The organism is Clostridium sp. CTA-6, assembly GCF_054768115.1.
On sequence record NZ_BAAAAU010000003.1, the window covers coordinates 185,557 to 203,714 of the forward strand.

The window sequence follows — 18,158 nt, forward strand, 5'->3', positions numbered from 1 at the left end:
CAATAATTAATCAATCTACATATTATATTATATACTACTCCGAGATAAGGAGGTGAGTATATGTCTTACTGTGAAGAAAGGCAATTTCATGTTCATGAATTCTTAGGTAGCACTCGATTAGCTGAGGTTGATGATCCAGAAGATGTTCACAATCATCGTTTTGCTGGTGTTAGTGGTGAAGCTATAAAAAGAGGTAACAGTCATGTGCACAATATAAGAACAAATACAGACTTCTTCGATCACTTTCACATGATAGATGTTATTACTGGTCCTGCAATACCTGTAGGCGATGGTAGACACGTGCACTTTGTATCTGGTGTTACAACTCTTAATGATGGTCATAGGCATAGATTTATTTTTGCAACACTAATTGAAGCTCCTATATTTGAAGAATGTTAATTTAGTATAATATAAGGCAACTTTATATGATTTCATATGAAGTTGCCTTTATAATAATTATATTTTATTATATCTATTTATTTATATTTATCTAACTCCTATTTTTAAAAAAACTTGAATCAAAACTCCAAGTATTTTGGTATATTTCTGCTCTACTTAATCTTTTTCAATTTTGTAACCTTTTTTTTTATACATTCATATCATATTAATGTAATTAAAATTTATGGAGGTATATATGTATTACAGAAATGGCAATGAAAGTATAAATAAGGAGGATGTTGAGTCTCCTAATAAAAACTTTGATGAAAACTTTTATAATGAATCTTATAATTATCCATACATGAGCTTTTCTCCAATGATGTATGATCCTTTAATGTGTACTCCTCAAGCTATGCCTACAAATGTAGAATATGATAATGATAATTATGATGATTATGATGACGAATTTGACGATTATGAATTAGCCCGTTCTCCTCATGCTCACCATGATCGCAATCCTCATCGTCGTCACCACATGCACCATCACATCCATCATCATTTTTTCCATCCTTTCATGTGGCCATGGTGGATGAATAGGTAAACATATGCATATAAATAATGTTATATAATTAAGAAAATAGATGCTGCTACAATTTTTATAAAATTATTGTAGATGTATCTATTTTCTATATTCACTATTTTTTTGTATCTATAAAATATCTCTATAATCTATCCTCTGTATTTTGTATATAGTTTTTTATCCATTAAATATGCTTATCCTCTTCTTCACTGAATTGTTAGCATATAATCAATTAAAGCCTTTTCTATCTTTTTCAATTTGTAACTCCTATTTATTACGTAATTTTTTCACAAATAATGTAACTACGAATATCCTGTTTATATAGCTATATTAGGAGATATAATCAATGTTTTATTATTTATACCCATATGCTCAATCTTACAGAGCGATCTATCGTATAGTGATAAATACGAAAGATCACACTCTTACTTTATTTAGAGACAATAATGTTTACAAAACTTATAAAGTTGCCGTTGGAAAGCCCTCTACCCCGACACCTAAAGGGACTTTTAAAATAATTAATCGTGCCATAAACCCAGGTGGTCCTTTTGGTGCAAGATGGTTAGGCTTGAATATACCTTATGGGGACTATGGAATCCATGGTACAAACAATCCTTCTTCAATTGGGAAAAGCGTTTCTAACGGATGTATAAGAATGTTTAATAATCAAGTTATTGAGTTAAGTAACCTTGTTCCTATAGGTACAACAGTTACAATAGTATAATCTTATGCATTTATAGGTACTAGACACTACCCTCAGTTAACACAAATTAATATAGTTAAATGAGGGTAAATATTTATTTTTTATTTTGCTGGGCTGTATTTATTCTTAAATTCTATTTTTGCAATAGTAGTATATTTTCTAATAAACTCCATTTTTGCTTCAGTATATCCATCTCTATTATGCTCATATTTATCCTTAAGACTCATTTTTAATTTTCCATACTTTTGAGAAATATCTGTATGTGATTGCAAATAATCTCTAAAATACAATTCATTCCAATCATCTAAATACCTTACATGAAGATGAAATACTTTTTCAGCAAACCCCTTCTCTGTATAACCTTTCATAAACATCATATGTGGCGCTGGTTTCTGTGGTTGCTTTTCAAAAATATATCCATTCTCCTCCAACACATTTACTAAAAACTTCAAATCACAGTCCTTTGTTATTTCAAGCAATATATCTATTGCTGGCTTTGCAATCAATCCATTAACAGAAGTACTTCCGATATGATTTATTCGTTCTATATTATCATTTCCAATGCTACTGATAATTAACTTTTCTTCTTCCACATACCAAACTTTCCACATGGGATTATGTTCTTTCAATATTACTGGAAACAACGTCCATAACTCTTCAAGTGACATTTCTAATAAACTTTTTCCCACAATTCAATTCTCCTTTTATTAAATAAAATATACATAATCTTTTTGTAAATTACTATTTGTTTGCGAATTATATCAATAATCTTTATTTCACAGTTTTTCACAACAACTACGACTTAATTATTATTAAAATTATACCATGCTTTCTATATGTTTTCATATGTAAATAAAAACATAATAATTTTAAAACACCACATTATTCAATCTTCAAAGAACATTATTCGTATTCCTGACTTTGGTAATTATATCGCCGTAATTTCATATGAGCCAAACGTATTAGGAAAACTGCAAAAACCCTTATTCTATGCGGGATAAGGGAATACCAAAATAAAATATGAGCTATCACATTACACAGGATACCGCCTAATTGGACAAGATAGGCGGTATTTTTGTATCTGGATAGCGGAACTTCGGGTCAACTTGGCCCGAAGTGGAAAGGGGGGATTACAAATCCCTGTGGGGCTTGACCTAAAAAATCAAGCCCCTTTTTCATGCCATAAAACAGACAAGGAGGAAAAACGCATGGCAAAAAATGAGCCAAACAAACCGGACGAAGTAAAAACCGCCCCGGCACAGGAAGCCGCAGCAGAAGAAAAAAGCACTCCCAAACCCATGCCGGAGATTGGCGGCAAAGCTCCTGCCCCGGAAAAGACTGCCGAAGAAACAGCGGCACTTCCCCATGAGGACGGAGCCGCCCTGCATGAATCTGATAAGGACAGGCCGAAAGTACCTACCCCCATTGACATTCCCGCCCCCGGTGATGTGGTGGTTTCCTTTGACAAAATCAATGAGATTGTTTCCGGGAAACAGGCGGCGGTAAAGGAAGCGGAGCAGACCGCCCCCGAAAAAAAGGACATGGAAAAATCAGCACACACCGAAAAAAAGGCAGAGCCAGAGAAACCCGGTATGGATAAGGGAAAGGAAAACGAGCCGAAAACGGCTAACAGCAAGCCCAAATCTCGCTCACAAAAAACCACTGAAAAAGCGGACAAAAAGCCTACTCGCCCTGCCAAACAGGAAAAAGCCCCAAAGGCTGTAAAACCGGAAAAGCCGGATAAACCGAAACAAGCCGCAGAAATTGGCGGCGGGGCTTCTGATTCCCCGCAAGCTACGGAACAGGCACAGCAGGAAACGCCGTCCCCTGCCCCGGAACTGCCGTCCGAACCGAGGGAAGCACCCCGCCCCGGCGAACAGGAACAGATTGTTTATCTCAATCTTTCCGAGCTTTTCGCTTTCAAAGATCACCCGTTTCAGGTTCGTAATGATGAAGAAATGGCGGCTATGGTGGAAAGCGTTAAGGACAAGGGCGTTACCCAGCCTGCCATTGTGCGCCCCCGTGAAGATGGCGGCTATGAAATCGTATCAGGCCACCGCCGCCAGAAGGCCAGCGAATTAGCCGGATTTGCGGATATGCCTTGTATTATCCGCAACATGACGGACGAACAGGCCATCACGCAGATGGTAGAGGACAACACCAACCAGCGTGAAAATATCCTGCCCAGTGAACGGGCCAAAGCCCTGCAAATGCAGTTGGAAGCCATCAAGCGGCAGGGCGCGCGAACCGGCAACGGGCAACGCTCCAATGAGGTTGTAGCAGAGCGCAACAAAATGACGGTCAAGCAGGTTCAGCGGTATATTAAGCTCAATGAGTTGGTTCCCGACCTTATAAAAATGGTGGACGAAAAGAAAATCGCGTTCACTCCCGCCGTGGAGCTTGCGTTCATCAAGCCCAAAAATCAGCGGTATATCGCTATCGCCATTGAGGGCCAGCAGTCGGCTCCCTCACTCTCACAGGCACAGCGTATGCGTGACCTTGACCAAAAGAAGTTGTTAAACCCCGATGTGATTGACGGAATCATGTTAGAAGAAAAAAAGGAGGCAGACAAAGTGATTATTTCAAGTCAGGAATTAAGCCAGTATTTCGGCAAGGAGAAAACACCTCGCGAAATGAAGGATACCATTATGAAACTGCTGGAGGAAAACAAGGCGAAGCTGAAAGAGGTTTCGGCTCCTCAAAAGAAAGCCGAACAGGAAAAATAAGCACTTCGGGTCAAGTTGGCCCGAAGTCGGTATATGCGGGGCTTTGCCCCGTGCCCCAAAGCTCTAAGGATAAATATATTCCCCGTCGCCGCTTATTGGGTAGCATAGCCGGGAAAATCGGTCAAGAGCTTGCCGCCGTAGGCGGTGCTTCGCACTCTTGACGGATTTCTCCCGGTTATGCTTTAAGGCAGTCAAGCGACGGGGATATATATTCCTTTGAGCTGCTCCCTTTCCAAGCGTGGAAAGGGCGGGGGGATAGGTTGACACATTCAGCGCAACAAGAACGGAGGTGCTTAAATCATGAAACGACCTTTAGCATACATTACTGCCGCGTGGTGCGGCAATCACGATACGGATACCAAACAGGCGGCGCAGTATTGCCGGGCAGTCTATGAAGCCGGGTTTTCCCCGGTTTGCCCGACCCTGTATCTTCCGCTTTTTCTCAATGACGCAATCCCGGAGGAACATAAAAGCGGCATTGATATGAGCCGGGATCTCCTGCGCCGCGCCCATGTACTTGTCGTATGCGGAAGCGATATTGACGAGGACGTGAAAAACGACATTGCCGTTGCCGGGCGGCTGAACATCACGGCAACCACGCTGGACGGGATTCTGACCGTGAAAACACAGGGGCAGGAAAAAGACCATGCTTGAAGCCTTTGTTACCAATCTTGGACGGTATAACGAGGGATATTTGGACGGGGAGCCTTTAAAGCTCCCTGCCACCACCGAGGAAGTGCAGGCTCTTTTGAAGCGTATCCATGTGGACGGTGTGCGGTATGAGGAAATTTTCATTACTAATTATGAAACCGACATTCCCGGTCTGCGTGACTGCTTAGGAGAATATGAAAGCATTGATGAGTTGAACTTCTTGGCTTCCCTGCTGGACGATATGGAGGAATGGGAGTTAGAAAAGTTTTCTGCCGCCGTGGACTTCGGGGAGTACAACAGTGTACCCGCCCTAATTAACCTTACGCAAAATCTGGATTGTTTTGAGTTTTACGCCGGGGTTGAGAATGAGGAAGATTTAGGCCGCTACTATGTTGAGGAAATGTGTACGCTGGAAATCCCGGAGCATTTGGAAAACAATATTGATTATGAAGCCTATGGGCGGGATATGAACTTGGACGACGACGGGCGTTTTACCGATGGCGGCTATGTGGTACGGACAGGCGACAGCTTCACTGAGTATTACAGCGGCAGGGACGATTTACCGGAGGAATACCGAATTTTTGCTTATCCCGAACCGGAAAAATCCATCAAGAAAACGCTGGAAAGCTACGGGAAGATGATAAACGAAACCGTCACCGCCGCCCGTGAGCGCCCCCACCCCGCCAATGCGGAACGATAACCAACTTCGGGCCAACTTGGCCCGAAGTGTGAAAGGAGGTTAAAGCCTATGGCAAAAACGAAAACTACCGCCGAGCCGATTTTGGAAAATGAACACGTTAAGGAGCTTTTGGCGATATTGCGGGAAAACATTTCCCCGTCCACAAAGGATTTTCTTGCGGTTCTGCATCATGTCGGAGCAATGGAAAAACAGCTTGACGCCGCTGTAAAGGAGCTTGCCGCCATGCGGCAGGAACTCCGAACAGCACAGGAACAGAACCACCCGGTTAAGACCGCTTTGCAAAAGGCGGTCATTGTTATGCAGGGGCAGGTATTGGACTTGCGGGATAAATTGGCGGAGCTAAAGCAAAGCGTCATAGACGGTTGTAAGAACGCCGTTACCGCTTTTAAGGAAACCGGCATTTCCGCGCTGGATAACGTAGCCCGGTTCTTCAAGGTGCGCCCCACTTTAGAAGCCATGCGGGATATGCTCACAAAGGATATTCAGTACGACGATAAGGCTATTGCCAAAATCGAAGCCATCAGCACCGAATACCATCAAGCCGGGCGGCATTTGAAAAACATGGGTCGGGTCATGCTTGGCAGAGAAGCGGCACAGGAAGTAAAACAGCCCGGCAAGCTGGCGGCGGTCATATCCGCTCCATTCCGTGCGGAGCGTTCCCATTTTTCCAGTATAAAAAGCCATATAGAAAAATCTTTGAATACGCTGGCACGGTTGGAAGAACGGGCGGCAGAGAAAAAGCCCTCTATCCGGGAAGCTCTTGCTACTCACAATGAAAAAATCGCGCAGGCACAAAAGGACGCTCCCACCACAGAACGCCCCCGCCCTGTCAATGCAGAGAGGTAACACACTTCGGGCCAACTTGGCCCGAAGTCCTCCCGCCTATACGATTGCCATATCTGGCAGGAAAGGAGGAATTTCATGCAGGAAGATATTGAACGCCGGACGGTTGCCCTATCTGTCAATGCTACAAAACTGACGGGCCGGACGCTGGCAAAGGTGCTGGCGGCAGCACTCCGGCAGATACAAAAGGGCCATCAGAAGCGGCAGACCCCGCAGGGCAGACAGAGCGTAAAAAAGTTGATGAACCACGGCGTTTCTACAAACAGTCTTGACCTGTCCGGGGATACGAAGCTCTTTGACCGTGTGGCCCGAAAGTACAATGTAGATTATGCTTTTCACAAAACCGGGCCGGATAAATATTTGTTATTCTTCAAGGCCGGGCAGGCTGACGCTATTACCGCCTGTTTTGGCGAATATACAAAGCTGGTGCTGAACCGGGGCAAGAGCCGCCACCCCTCTATTCTGAAACAGTTAAAAGCCTTTGCCGACAGGGAGCGCACCAAACCGCGACAAAAGGAACGAAAACGGGAGGTGGTGCGGAATGAACGATAAAATCCGTAGATATGTGATTCCCAATGTTCCCTATCTGTTGGTGCTGTGGTTCTGTCTGAAGCTCGGCACAGCCTACCGCCTTGCGGCAGGTGCAGACTTCGGAAATAAACTGGTTGGCATGATAAAGACTATAAGCCCGGCGTTTGCTTCATTTGCGCCGGGCTTTGTGCTGTCCGATTGGCTCATTGGCCTTGCCGGGGCGGTCATACTCCGGCTGGTGGTATGGTATAAGGTAAAAAACGCAAAAAAGTTTCGGAGGGATGTGGAATATGGCTCGGCCCGGTGGGGAACGGCAAAGGACATCAAGCCCTTTATCGACCCAAAATTCAGCAACAACGTGATACTAACCGGGACAGAGCTTCTTACCATGAATACCCGACCCGCCAATCCCGCCAACGCCCGAAACCTTAACTGCTGTATCATAGGCTCCAGCGGAAGCGGGAAAACTCGCTTTTGGCTGACCCCACAGCTTTTACAGGCTCATTCGTCCTATGTGGTGGTTGACCCAAAGGGCGGCATTTTAGAGCAGGTCGGCTCTTTTCTGAAAAAGCAGGGCTACAAAATCAAGGTATTCAATTCCATTGATTTTGCCCGGTCAATGCACTATAACCCGCTGGCCTACTTAAAGACGGAAAGCGATATTTTGAAGTTTGTAAACGCTCTGATTGAGAACACAAAGGGCGACGGTAAAGAGGGTGATCCATTCTGGACGAAAGCAGAAACCTTGCTTTATTGTGCTTTAATCGGCTATATCGTCCTTGAGGGGCCGGAGGAAGAACGCCATATCAATACCCTAGTGGATATGCTGAACAGCATGGAAACAAGGGAAGATGATGAAAATTTCAAGAACGCCGTGGACTATATGTTCCTTGGCTTGGAAAAGCGCAATCCCAACCATTTTGCGGTGCGCCAGTATAAAAAATTCAAGCTCGCCAGCGGGAAAACCTCGAAAAGTATCCTGATTTCCTGCGGAGCCAGACTTGCCCCATTTGATATTGGACAGCTCCGGGAGATTATGAGCTATGATGAAATGGAACTTGACCGCATGGGCGATAAGAAAACCGCCACCTTCTTCATCATCAGCGACACCAATACGACCTACAACTTTATTGTTGCCCTTGCTTTTTCGCAGATGTTCAATCTTTTGTGTGAACGGGCTGACAGCAAATACGGCGGCAGGCTCCCCCATCATGTAAGGGTATTATGGGACGAAGCCGCCAACACGGGACAGGTTCCGCAATTGGAAAAATTGGTTGCCGTTATCCGCTCCCGCGAAATATCCTTATGCCTGTTTTTACAGGCGCAAAGCCAGCTCAAAGCCTTATATAAAGACCACGCTGAAACCATTATGGGAAATATGGACAGCGTGATTTTTCTTGGTGGCCGGGAACATTCCACCATCAAGGAACTTTCGGAGGTTTTGGGGAAAGAAACCATTTCCATGCAGACGGAAAGCCGGACGCGGGGCCAGTCGGAAAGCTATGGACAGAACTTGCAACGGCTCGGCAAGGAGCTTATGACAATGGACGAATTGACCACTATGCCGGGCAACAAGTGTATTTTACAGCTTCGCGGCCTGCGTCCATTCCTTTCCCCCAAATACGATTTAAAACAGCACCCCAATTACAGGTATACCGCCGAAGCTGATAAGCGCAACGCTTTTGACGCTTCAAAGCTGGTAAACCGCCGCATGAAAAAGCTCAATCCCAATGAGCAGTATACCGTTTATGAAGTAAGTGCCGACGAGGAAACCGCCGCCATAGACGAGAACGAGGACATTCTCAACTATGATGATGTGGACGACCCGGAAGCATTTGCATAACTTCGGGCCAACTTGTCCCGAAGTGACAGCCGCCGAAAATGGCGGTTTTTTTGTACCCGAAAACAATATGAAAATATGGAGGTAATCAGATTATGGGATTTTTTACGAGTGCAGTTAGTACCTTGCAAACCCTTGTTGTAGCTCTTGGCGCGGGTCTTGCCGTGTGGGGCGTTATCAACCTTTTGGAAGGTTACGGGTCGGACAATCCGGGCGCGAAATCGCAAGGCATTAAACAGCTCATGGCCGGGGGCGGCGTTATCCTGCTGGGAACAACGCTTGTGCCTATGCTTTCCAGCCTGTTTTAAGGTAGGCCGGTATGGATTTTCTCACCGACTGGATTAACGAATGGATAAAGGGCCTGCTGGTGGACGGTATCATGGGCAATTTAAGCGGCCTTTTCGAGAACGTGAACGACCAGATCGGAGAGATTGCAACACAGGTGGGAACCACGCCGGGGAATTGGAACCCCGGTGTGTTCTCTCTCATACGGCAGCTTTCCGAAACGGTTGTCTTGCCGATTGCCGGACTGGTGCTTACCTTTGTCATGTGCTATGAGCTGATTCAAATGCTCATTGACCGGAATAACCTGCACGATATTGACACATGGATTTTTTTCAAGTGGATATTCAAAACCTTTATCGCAGTACTGCTTCTTTCCAACACATTCAATATCGTGATGGCGGTATTTGATGTTTCCCAAAGCGTCATAAACAGTGCAGGGGGCGTGATTGCAGGAAACACGGCGGTAAGCCCCGATATGATGGACAGCTTGGAAACCCAGCTCATGACAATGGAAATCGGCCCTCTGCTTGGCCTGTGGATGCAATCCTTTCTGATAAAGATTATTGTCGTAGCAATCAATATTGTTGTGTTTGTCATTGTGTACGGCAGAATGATTGAAATTTACCTACTCACCAGTTTAGCCCCGGTGCCAATGGCAACCTTGGTCAACAGGGAAATCGGCGGCATGGGCCAGAACTATTTAAAATCTTTGTGTGCTGTGGGTTTTCAAGGCTTGTTGATTTTGGTATGCGTGGGGATTTACGCAAAGCTGGTGCAGAGTATCGCTGTAGGCGGCGACCCCATTGGAGCCATATGGACGGTAATCGGCTATACGGTTCTCTTGTGCTTCACCATGTTCAAGACGGGAAGCCTTGCAAAATCCATCTTTGGAGCGCACTGACGACTTCGGGCCATTCGGGGTCCCCGGCAAATCGTAGATTTGTTGGGGTGAGAGCTTGTCCCGAAGTGAGAAAGGAGAAATTTTTACTATGAGCAACGAAAAAACAACAGCTCCGCAGGAAACAGAACAGGCGGCTTTGCCGCTGAAACTGGACGTTACCGCCCGGCTCATTGAGCCAAAGGGCAACCTTGTAGGCTTTGCCAGTCTGAAACTGAACGACTGCTTTGTGATTGACGATTTCAAGATTTTGCAGAACGACAAGGGCATTTTTGTAGGTATGCCGAGCAAGCCGGATAAGACCAGCAAGACCGGCTACCGGGATACATCCCGCCCCATCACAAAGGAATTTCGCGCCGAGCTGACCGAAGCCGTGACAGCGGCCTACCATGCAGAGCTTGAAAAGTTGCAGACCCGCGCCGCTGCCATTGCTTCCCCCGAAAAGCAGTCTATCCCGAAACAGCTTGCGGAGGGATCCAAACAGGCGGCACAGGAGAACGCCGCCCGGCCTGCTCCGGTAAAGACAGGTAAAGCCAAAAATGCAGAAAGGTAACTTCGGGCCAACTTGGCCCGAAGTGGAAAGGAGTTTTTATGTATCAACAACCGGAACAATCGCCGTGGGGCAAGGTGCAGACCTGTGATATTCTTTGCCCCGGCGTGTTTCTTGTGAGTACCGCCAGTCATGGCGGCACAATGGTTGCAAAGGATATGGCGGCGGTGCTTTCTCCTGCCGCTATCAAGTGCGGCTTTCGTCACAGTGGTTTTCTCTGTTTTGAGGAAGATACGCAGGAAGATGTTGCCCTGCGGGAGCTTTTGGATAAAAAGCTGTGGGCGGTTCCAGACCGTATAAAAGACAAGGCCGCTTTTGAGGAAAACATCAATAAGTCGCTCCGGGAACATAACCCGGACTATTGGCGGGTACGGCAGGCTGGACTGGAAAAGACCCCGGCACGGCAGACGGTTCCTATCCACAATGCAGAACGATAATCAACTTCGGGTCAACTTGGCCCGAAGTCAGAAAGGAGGATTTTTCATTGGCCTATGTAAGCGTACCAAATGATTTATCAAAAATAAAAACCAAAGTGGCGTTCAATCTCACCAAACGCCAGCTACTATGCTTCGGAGCGGCGGCGGTAGTCGGGATTCCGCCTTATCTTTTTACCCGTACCGCCATTGGCAATACCGGGGCCATGCTCTTAATGATTACCTTTATGCTCCCTTGTTTTCTCATTGCCATGTATGAGCGTGACGGACAGCCGCTGGAAAAGGTGGTGCGTAATATTGTCCGCTCCAAATTCCTATGGCCCCGCACACGCCCCTATCAGACACAGAATTTCTATTCCTATCTAAGTAACCCCGGAAAGGAGGTTTCACCCAATGGCACAAAAAACAAAACGCCCACCCGTTCCCGTAAAAAGTGGAAAGCCTAAAAAGCGCGGGCCGCAGTCGGCACAGCAGACCATTCCCTACAAGGAAATGCTGAAAGACGGTATCTGCAAGGTGCGGGAGGGCTACTATACAAAGACCCTTTCCTATGAGGATATTAACTACGCCGTGGCTTCCAGTGATGACCAAAGCACTATTTTTGACGGCTATTGCGGCTTTCTCAATTACTTTGACAGTGCCTTGCCCTTTCAGCTATCCTTTATCAATCACCGTTCCCGCCCGGAGAATCGTTACAGCGTGAATATATCCCCGCAGGACGACGATTTCAACAGTATTCGAGGCGAATTTACCGCCATGCTGGAAAACCAGATTGCCAAAAGCAACAACGGCATTGTCCGTTCCAAATACATTACGTTCGGTATCAATGCGAACGGGATCGCGGCGGCACGACCCCGCTTGGAGCGTATCGAAGCGGATATTGTGGGGAACTTCAAGAAACTTGGCGTACAGTCGGCAACCCTTTCCGGGCGGGAACGCTTGGAAGTGCTGCACAGCCAGCTTCACCCCGGAGGGCGGGAGCCGTTCCGCTTTTCATGGGATATGATACCCAAAACAGGCATGGGGACAAAGGACTTTATTGCTCCCACTTCCTTTGACTTTCGCCAAAGCCGCGCCTTTCGTGTGGGAACCACATGGGGCGCGGCTCTGTATATGCAGATTATGGCTTCTGAGCTTTCCGATAAGCTGTTAGCGGAGCTTTTGGAAGTGGACGCGGAAATGACCATCACCCTGCATATCCAGACAGTAGACCAGACCAAAGCGGTGAAAACGGTCAAGGCAAAGCTGACCGACATAGACCGTATGAAAATGGACGAGCAGAAAAAAGCCGCACGGGCCGGATATGATATTGACATACTTCCCCCGGATTTACTGACATACAGCAAGGACGCGGCGGCACTCTTGGCAGATTTACAGAGCCGGAACGAGCGAATGTTTCTGCTTACGTTCCTTGTGGTGAATACAGCCCCCACCCGCCAGCAGTTGGAAAATGACATTTTCACGGTATCGGGCATTACGCAGAAATATAACTGCTTTCTCAAACGGCTGGATTTTCAGCAGGAACAGGGCTTTATGTCCTCGCTCCCTCTTGGGTACAACGGAATCGAGATACAGCGGGGCATGACAACCTCAAGCACCGCTATTTTCGTTCCCTTTATGACGCAGGAGCTTCGCATGGACGGGCAGGCATTGTATTACGGCATGAACGCCCTTTCCCATAACGTCATTATGGCAGACCGCAAAAAGCTGAAATCTGCCAACGGCCTGTATCTTGGCAGTACAGGCTCCGGCAAGAGCTTTGCCGCAAAACGTGAGCTAATCAACGTGTTTCTTGCCACCAAAGACCGCATTATCGTGGTAGACCCAATGGGCGAATACGCCCCGCTGGTCAGGCGGCTTGGCGGGGAGGTCATAGAAATATCGCCGGACAGCCCCCATAACATCAACCCAATGGACTTAAAACTGAACTTAGCCGGAGAGGACAGCCCGCTTTCTATGAAAGCGGATTTTTTATTGTCCTTATGCGAACTGATTATCGGCGGCAAGGAGGGCTTACAGCCTATTGAAAAAACGGTGATTGACCGTTGTGTGCGGCTGGTGTACCGGGAGCTTGCCCTTGGAATCGGGGACGGGAAAATGCCGCTTCTGCAAGAACTGTATGAAAGCTTGTGCCAGCAACCTGAACCGGAAGCCAGACGGATTGCAACCGCATTGGAGCTTTACTGCACCGGCTCCCTCAATATGTTCAACCACCCTACCAATGTGCAGACCGACAACCGCATTACCTGTATCGTGCTGAAAAGCATGGGCGAAAACTTACGCAAAATCGCCATGCACATCACAAACGAGCTGGTGACACAGGCGGTAGACGAGAATTTTTCCAGAAGTCTTGCGACCTGGTGCTACTATGACGAATTTCATATTTTGTTGCAGGACGCATTGAGCGCCAGCTATTTTGTGCGTGAGTGGAAAATGCTTCGTAAAAAGGGCTGTGTGCCGAGCGCGCTTACACAGAATGTGAAAGACCTTTTAGCCAGCCGGGAAATCGAAAACATCTTGGAAAACAGCGACTTTATGATACTGCTGTCACAGGCGCAGGGCGACCGGGCAATCCTCGCCAAACAGCTTGGCATATCAGAACATCAGCTATCCTATATCGCCCACAGCAATTCCGGGGAGGGGCTTTTGTTCTTCGGCAATACCACCATTCCCTTTGTAGACCGTTTCCCCCGTGGTGAAATCTACAATCTGCTTACCACCCGCCCGGAGGACATCAGGGAGGCCCAAAATGCGTGATACGGGCAGGTCGGGCCGTTTGCGGTTTGAGCCTGAGGGACAGGCGGCAACTTCGGGCCAACTTGGCCCGAAGTCCAAAAAGCGGACTGCACCGAAAAAGGGCGGCTCCCACAATATGACACCGCCGGACGCACCTTCGACTGTTAAAAACAGCACTGGCCCGGTTCCGCCTGACACGGCAAATAAGAAGCTACGGTTTGAAGATGAAGCCTCCCCCGACACTTTTTCATCTGTGGAAAGCACTTCTGCCACTTCGGGCCAACTTGGCCCGAAGTCGGGAAAGCTCCGGCAGGACAGCAAGAAGCCCCGACCCTCTGAACGCCTGCGGTGTGACGGTGAGCCGCCGCCCGGCGACGAATCCGCTTCCCGTGATGGCTCTACCAACAAAAAGGCGGCGCAAGACGGTAAGCGTATGGAGAAATCAAAGCTCCGTATGGAAAAGAGCGGTGAAAAGCTGAATACCGCCCGTGAGAAATTGGCGGCACAGAAGCCCCCGAAAAAGCCCGGCCCGGTAAAAACCATTAGCCGCGCCGCCCGTTACCAATCGTGGTGGTATGTGCATGGGAAAATTCATCAGGTGGAGCATGAAAATGCGGGCACGGAAGCCGTCCACAAAACCGAGCTTGCCGGGGAACACCTTGTTCGGGGCGGTACACGCTTCATCAAGCACCGTATCCGCACCCGACCCGCCCGGCAGGTTCGCAAGTGGGAAAACAAACATATCAGTACAAGGGCCGATTACACCTACCGCCAGCTTGTTAAAGAGAATCCGGGCCTGCAAAGCAATCCGGTTTCCCGGTTCTGGCAGAAGCAAAGGCTGAAAAAGCAGTATCGAAAGCAGGCAAAGGAAGCGGCAAAGCAGGGCAAAAAAGCGGTGAGATTCACGGAAAAAGTAGCCCGGACGGTTGCGGCCTTTGTAAAAAGCAATCCCAAAGTTATATTGCTTGGTCTGGTGCTGTTCCTGCTGATTGTGATTCTGCAATCCTGCATAGCGGGAATCACCACCATTGGAAACGGACTGATTAGCGTTGTGGGCGGCACTTCCTACGGTTCGTCGGACAACGATATTGAAGCCGTGGAAGAAAATTATACCGAGCTGGAAAAGGATTTGCGGGAACGGCTCTCCCGAATAGAACGGGATTATCCGAACTATGACGAGTACCGTTATTCCGTTGACGAAATCGGGCACGACCCCTTTGAACTGGCTTCCTATCTTACCGCCAAATACGGCGGCTACACCCCGGCACAGGTACAGGTAGAACTGAAAGCCCTGTTCGGGCAACAGTATATTCTGACCATCACGGAAACGGTGGAGGTACGCTACCGCACGGAAACCGACACATGGACGGACGAAAACGGCGAAACCCATACCGACACCTACGAGGTTCCCTACGATTACTATATCCTCAATGTGTCTTTGAAAAATAAGTCATTGGGAGCCGTGGCCCTTGCCAATCTCGACCCGGAGCAGACGGAACGCTACCTTATCTACCAAAAGACCAAAGGCAACCGCCCTTATCTCTTTGAGGGCAATATCTACGTTCACCCTGGCGAATACACCGATTACGACATACCGCCGGAAGCTCTGGCCGACCCGGAATTTGCCGCCCTGATTGCCGAAGCGGAAAAATATTTAGGCTATCCCTATGTTTGGGGCGGTGCTTCTCCCTCCACTTCCTTTGACTGTTCGGGCTTTGTGTGCTATGTGCTGGATCAGTCCGGCGTATATCCCATGAGCCGGACAACCGCGCAGGGCATTTTTAACCAGTGTGCGAAGATCCCGCGCTCCGAAGCAAAACCCGGCGACATTATCTTTTTTACGGGAACCTACGACAGTTCCGGGCCTGTGTCGCACGTTGGAATCTATGTAGGCGGGAATATGATGCTACATTGTGCCAGCGGCGGCGTTCAGTACGCCCGTATGGACACCAATTACTGGACGGAACATTTTTATGCAATGGGCCGGTTATAGGCCCGTTTTGAAAGGAGTGGTTTTTTGAACGCGAAAATTGAGCGTGTAAGCAAGGACATACAGAAAACAAAGGAAAAAATCAATGAGTTTCAAACGAAGCTGCGGGAGCTGGAAAAGCAGAAAACCGAGCTTGAAAATCTGGAAATCGTGGACGCGGTGCGTGGTATGGATATTTCCCTGACCGACCTTGCCGACCTGCTGAAAGCGGCAAAGGCAGGCGGCGCCACTTCGGGCCAACTTGGCCCGAAGTCCACAGTACATGACGAATCGAAAAAGGAGGAAATCGAAGAATGAGAAAATTTCGCATGATGGCGGCGCTGTGCGCCGTTTTTTTAATGACCTTTTCCTTTAGCACCATGGCCTACGCCAGCGGCGGTGAGGAAACCCCGGAAGTAACGGAAGCCCCTGCTACTTCTGAAACAACCAGTGCCCCCAATCCCTTTACCCCTGCCGGAACGGGAACGGTAGTCAATACCGCCACGGACGAGGACGGCAAGCAATTTTATACCATTACCACCCCGGACGAAAATGTATTTTATCTTGTGATTGACCTTCAGCGCGAACAGGATAACGTATATTTCCTGAACGCCGTGACGGAAAAAGACCTGCTGGCTCTTGCGGAGAAGTCCGAGGATACAGAGGAAAATGAAACCGCCGTTGTGTCCACTCCCGAACCGGAAAGCAATTCTGAAACGGATATAAGCTCTGAAACTTCTTCCGAAACCTCTACGGAGCCGGAGCAAAAAAGCGATACCCAAATGCTCTTACTGGTGCTGGCGGTTGTAGTTATTGGCGGCGGGGCCGGATATTACTTCAAGATTTATCGCCCGAAGCAGGAACAGGCCGCTTTGGCAGAGGACGAATTTGACGAATACGAAGCCGACCCCTATGACGAACAGGAGGACGATACCCCGCCGTGGGAAGTAGACGGGGAGGAGTCTGATACCGGGGAGGACGAGGACGCATGAATTTCACAAACAGCCCCTATGAAAAAATGATGAAAGAAAGGCCCCGCCCCTGCCGCCCGGCTCCGGCGCGCAAGCCGCCGAAAGGCTCCCCCTGCCGGGATTGCAGTTATTGGAACGGCTCTGTTTGTGTGGGCGTTTGCTACCGGAATTTGATTTTGCCGCAAAGGGAGGGAACTTCGGGCCAACTTGGCCCGAAGTCAGACCTATGAGTGCCGATTCCCGCGAACTGACCCGCCGGGAACGTGCCGCAATCCGCAAGCTGGTAACAGGTATGTGCGCCAACTATGACCCGGAATACGGCTGTCTGCCCCTTGATTACGGCGGCTGTTACATGCTGGATAAATGCTGGACGGGCGCATACTGCAAGTATTTTCAAAAGGCCGTGCTTCCGCTTGATCCGGTACTGGAAGCCAATTTAGCAGGAACCCCCGCCGTGCTTTCCCGTAAGACCTGCCCGGTCTGCGGTGCGGCCTATCTTCCTGTCACCAGTCAGACCTATTGTTCCGAAGCCTGCCGCCGGAAAGGAAAACGCGAAGCAGACCGCCGCCGCCAACAGCGGCACAGGCGCAAAAACAAGGGGTAAGGTGTCACGAAGTTTGCTTGAAAAAAACTTGATTTCCGGGGCTTTCCGGCCCCGGTTTCAAGGAAAAGGTATCTATGCTTCATACCCCCGCTTTTTGAGGGTAACAGCGTGACATTTCTATGTATGAGAACGGAGGGAAAAATGAGCGATAACGTAAAAGGATATGAAATCAAACGGGCCATTGCCTTTGAGAATGAAAGAGGTTTTGCTCTTGGGGAAAATCCGCAGGCGGTACAGCCCTTTGCCACATGGCAGTTTACCGAGGACGCAAGCGGCAGGCGCGACTATTATTGGGGACACTATACCACCAGTAAAGCCGCCGCTACAAGGGACTATGAGAACCGTGTTTCGGAATATCGGCATGATTACGGCGTATCCGAAAAATCGGCTTACCGATATTATTCTACTCAACGGCCCGTGGATATTGGCACGTTCCCTAAAACGGAGAACGGCCCATTATATCTTGTGAATTTTGATAAGCGGGAAAGTGTGGAACAAGGCCGCTTTCTGGCATGGGGCTATCTTGTATATGACGCGCCCCTGACGGAAAAGCAGATGGCGGACTATGAGCTTCGGGCGGCTCCCGGCAATCCCGACAGAAAAGCCCCCATGCGGGAACCGGGAGAAAGTAAATCCATTGCCGCCCGGCTAGCAGAGGGGGCAAAACAAGCGGCACGGGACAACGCCGCCCGTCCTGCTCCCGAAAAAGGCACAGAGAAAGACAGGTAATCACTTCGGGCCAACTTGGCCCGAAGTTAC

21 protein-coding genes are annotated in these 18,158 nt (G+C 48.3%); 20 read left to right on the forward strand and 1 reads right to left on the reverse strand.

Features of this window, described 5'->3' with window-relative positions:
• The first annotated feature begins 60 nt into the window (after nt 1-60).
• From ACYUDJ_RS06150 to ACYUDJ_RS06160, 3 genes are all read left to right on the forward strand, one after another.
• Nucleotides 61-399: a YmaF family protein gene (locus ACYUDJ_RS06150; RefSeq protein ID WP_003489128.1), complete on the forward strand. Its 339-nt coding sequence runs from the start codon at nt 61-63 to the stop codon at nt 397-399.
• 235 nt (nt 400-634) lie between these two features.
• Nucleotides 635-979 (forward strand): hypothetical protein, encoded by a 345-nt coding sequence (locus tag ACYUDJ_RS06155; RefSeq protein ID WP_043031684.1) that lies wholly within the window; start codon nt 635-637, stop codon nt 977-979.
• 325 nt (nt 980-1,304) lie between these two features.
• Nucleotides 1,305-1,682, forward strand: coding sequence for a L,D-transpeptidase (locus ACYUDJ_RS06160; protein ID WP_043031682.1), 378 nt, complete (start codon nt 1,305-1,307; stop codon nt 1,680-1,682).
• 80 nt (nt 1,683-1,762) lie between these two features.
• On the opposite strand, the gene ACYUDJ_RS06165 is transcribed toward ACYUDJ_RS06160, so the two are convergent.
• Entirely contained in the window at nt 1,763-2,350 is a 588-nt protein-coding gene (locus tag ACYUDJ_RS06165; protein WP_043031680.1) for a GrpB family protein, read from the reverse strand.
• A 519-nt stretch (nt 2,351-2,869) separates the two neighbouring features.
• Here ACYUDJ_RS06165 and ACYUDJ_RS06170 point away from each other — a divergent pair.
• The 17 genes from ACYUDJ_RS06170 to ACYUDJ_RS06250 all read left to right on the forward strand — a co-directional run bounded on the left by ACYUDJ_RS06170 (nt 2,870) and on the right by ACYUDJ_RS06250 (nt 18,128).
• A complete protein-coding gene (locus ACYUDJ_RS06170; RefSeq protein ID WP_009064745.1) occupies nt 2,870-4,387 on the forward strand; it encodes a ParB/RepB/Spo0J family partition protein in 1,518 nt (505 codons plus the stop codon).
• A 300-nt stretch (nt 4,388-4,687) separates the two neighbouring features.
• Nucleotides 4,688-5,041 carry a DUF7768 domain-containing protein gene (locus tag ACYUDJ_RS06175; RefSeq protein ID WP_011988863.1) on the forward strand — a complete coding sequence of 118 codons (354 nt, stop codon included), beginning with the start codon at nt 4,688-4,690 and terminating at the stop codon, nt 5,039-5,041.
• Nucleotides 5,034-5,738, forward strand: coding sequence for an antirestriction protein ArdA (locus ACYUDJ_RS06180; protein WP_011988862.1), 705 nt, complete (start codon nt 5,034-5,036; stop codon nt 5,736-5,738). The genes ACYUDJ_RS06175 and ACYUDJ_RS06180 overlap by 8 nt, the downstream gene beginning before the upstream one ends.
• Nucleotides 5,739-5,786: 48 nt before the next feature.
• Nucleotides 5,787-6,584, forward strand: a complete 798-nt coding sequence (locus ACYUDJ_RS06185; RefSeq protein WP_460289535.1) for a DUF6674 family protein — start codon at nt 5,787-5,789, stop codon at nt 6,582-6,584.
• 75 nt (nt 6,585-6,659) lie between these two features.
• Nucleotides 6,660-7,133 carry a PcfB family protein gene (locus tag ACYUDJ_RS06190; protein WP_011988860.1) on the forward strand — a complete coding sequence of 158 codons (474 nt, stop codon included), beginning with the start codon at nt 6,660-6,662 and terminating at the stop codon, nt 7,131-7,133.
• A complete protein-coding gene (locus tag ACYUDJ_RS06195) occupies nt 7,123-8,955 on the forward strand; it encodes a VirD4-like conjugal transfer protein, CD1115 family (protein ID WP_009064741.1) in 1,833 nt (610 codons plus the stop codon). Before ACYUDJ_RS06190 ends, ACYUDJ_RS06195 begins: the two co-directional genes overlap by 11 nt.
• Before the next feature lie 92 nt (nt 8,956-9,047).
• On the forward strand, nt 9,048-9,260 hold the full coding sequence (locus ACYUDJ_RS06200) for a Maff2 family mobile element protein (protein WP_011988858.1): 213 nt from the start codon (nt 9,048-9,050) through the stop codon (nt 9,258-9,260).
• Between the two features lie 11 nt (nt 9,261-9,271).
• Complete coding sequence (locus tag ACYUDJ_RS06205; RefSeq protein ID WP_009064771.1) at nt 9,272-10,138, forward strand: VirB6/TrbL-like conjugal transfer protein, CD1112 family; 867 nt, start codon at nt 9,272-9,274, stop codon at nt 10,136-10,138.
• Nucleotides 10,139-10,226: 88 nt separating this feature from the next.
• A complete protein-coding gene (locus ACYUDJ_RS06210; RefSeq protein WP_009064773.1) occupies nt 10,227-10,688 on the forward strand; it encodes a SpoVG family protein in 462 nt (153 codons plus the stop codon).
• A gap of 38 nt (nt 10,689-10,726) precedes the next feature.
• Entirely contained in the window at nt 10,727-11,122 is a 396-nt protein-coding gene (locus ACYUDJ_RS06215) for a DUF7007 domain-containing protein (protein ID WP_009064699.1), read from the forward strand.
• Nucleotides 11,123-11,169: 47 nt separating this feature from the next.
• Nucleotides 11,170-11,565, forward strand: a complete 396-nt coding sequence (locus tag ACYUDJ_RS06220) for a PrgI family protein (RefSeq protein ID WP_009064709.1) — start codon at nt 11,170-11,172, stop codon at nt 11,563-11,565.
• Nucleotides 11,513-13,876: a VirB4-like conjugal transfer ATPase, CD1110 family gene (locus tag ACYUDJ_RS06225; RefSeq protein ID WP_460289536.1), complete on the forward strand. Its 2,364-nt coding sequence runs from the start codon at nt 11,513-11,515 to the stop codon at nt 13,874-13,876. The genes ACYUDJ_RS06220 and ACYUDJ_RS06225 overlap by 53 nt, the downstream gene beginning before the upstream one ends.
• Nucleotides 13,869-15,848, forward strand: coding sequence for a C40 family peptidase (locus ACYUDJ_RS06230; protein ID WP_163253244.1), 1,980 nt, complete (start codon nt 13,869-13,871; stop codon nt 15,846-15,848). Before ACYUDJ_RS06225 ends, ACYUDJ_RS06230 begins: the two co-directional genes overlap by 8 nt.
• Before the next feature lie 24 nt (nt 15,849-15,872).
• Nucleotides 15,873-16,142, forward strand: a complete 270-nt coding sequence (locus ACYUDJ_RS06235) for a DUF4315 family protein (RefSeq protein WP_009064758.1) — start codon at nt 15,873-15,875, stop codon at nt 16,140-16,142.
• On the forward strand, nt 16,139-16,816 hold the full coding sequence (locus ACYUDJ_RS06240; protein ID WP_011988854.1) for a DUF4366 domain-containing protein: 678 nt from the start codon (nt 16,139-16,141) through the stop codon (nt 16,814-16,816). The genes ACYUDJ_RS06235 and ACYUDJ_RS06240 overlap by 4 nt, the downstream gene beginning before the upstream one ends.
• Nucleotides 16,817-16,916: 100 nt before the next feature.
• Nucleotides 16,917-17,399 (forward strand): cysteine-rich VLP domain-containing protein, encoded by a 483-nt coding sequence (locus ACYUDJ_RS06245; protein WP_012620091.1) that lies wholly within the window; start codon nt 16,917-16,919, stop codon nt 17,397-17,399.
• A gap of 141 nt (nt 17,400-17,540) precedes the next feature.
• A complete protein-coding gene (locus tag ACYUDJ_RS06250) occupies nt 17,541-18,128 on the forward strand; it encodes a defense against restriction DarA-related protein (protein ID WP_011988852.1) in 588 nt (195 codons plus the stop codon).
• Nucleotides 18,129-18,158: the final 30 nt, after the last annotated feature.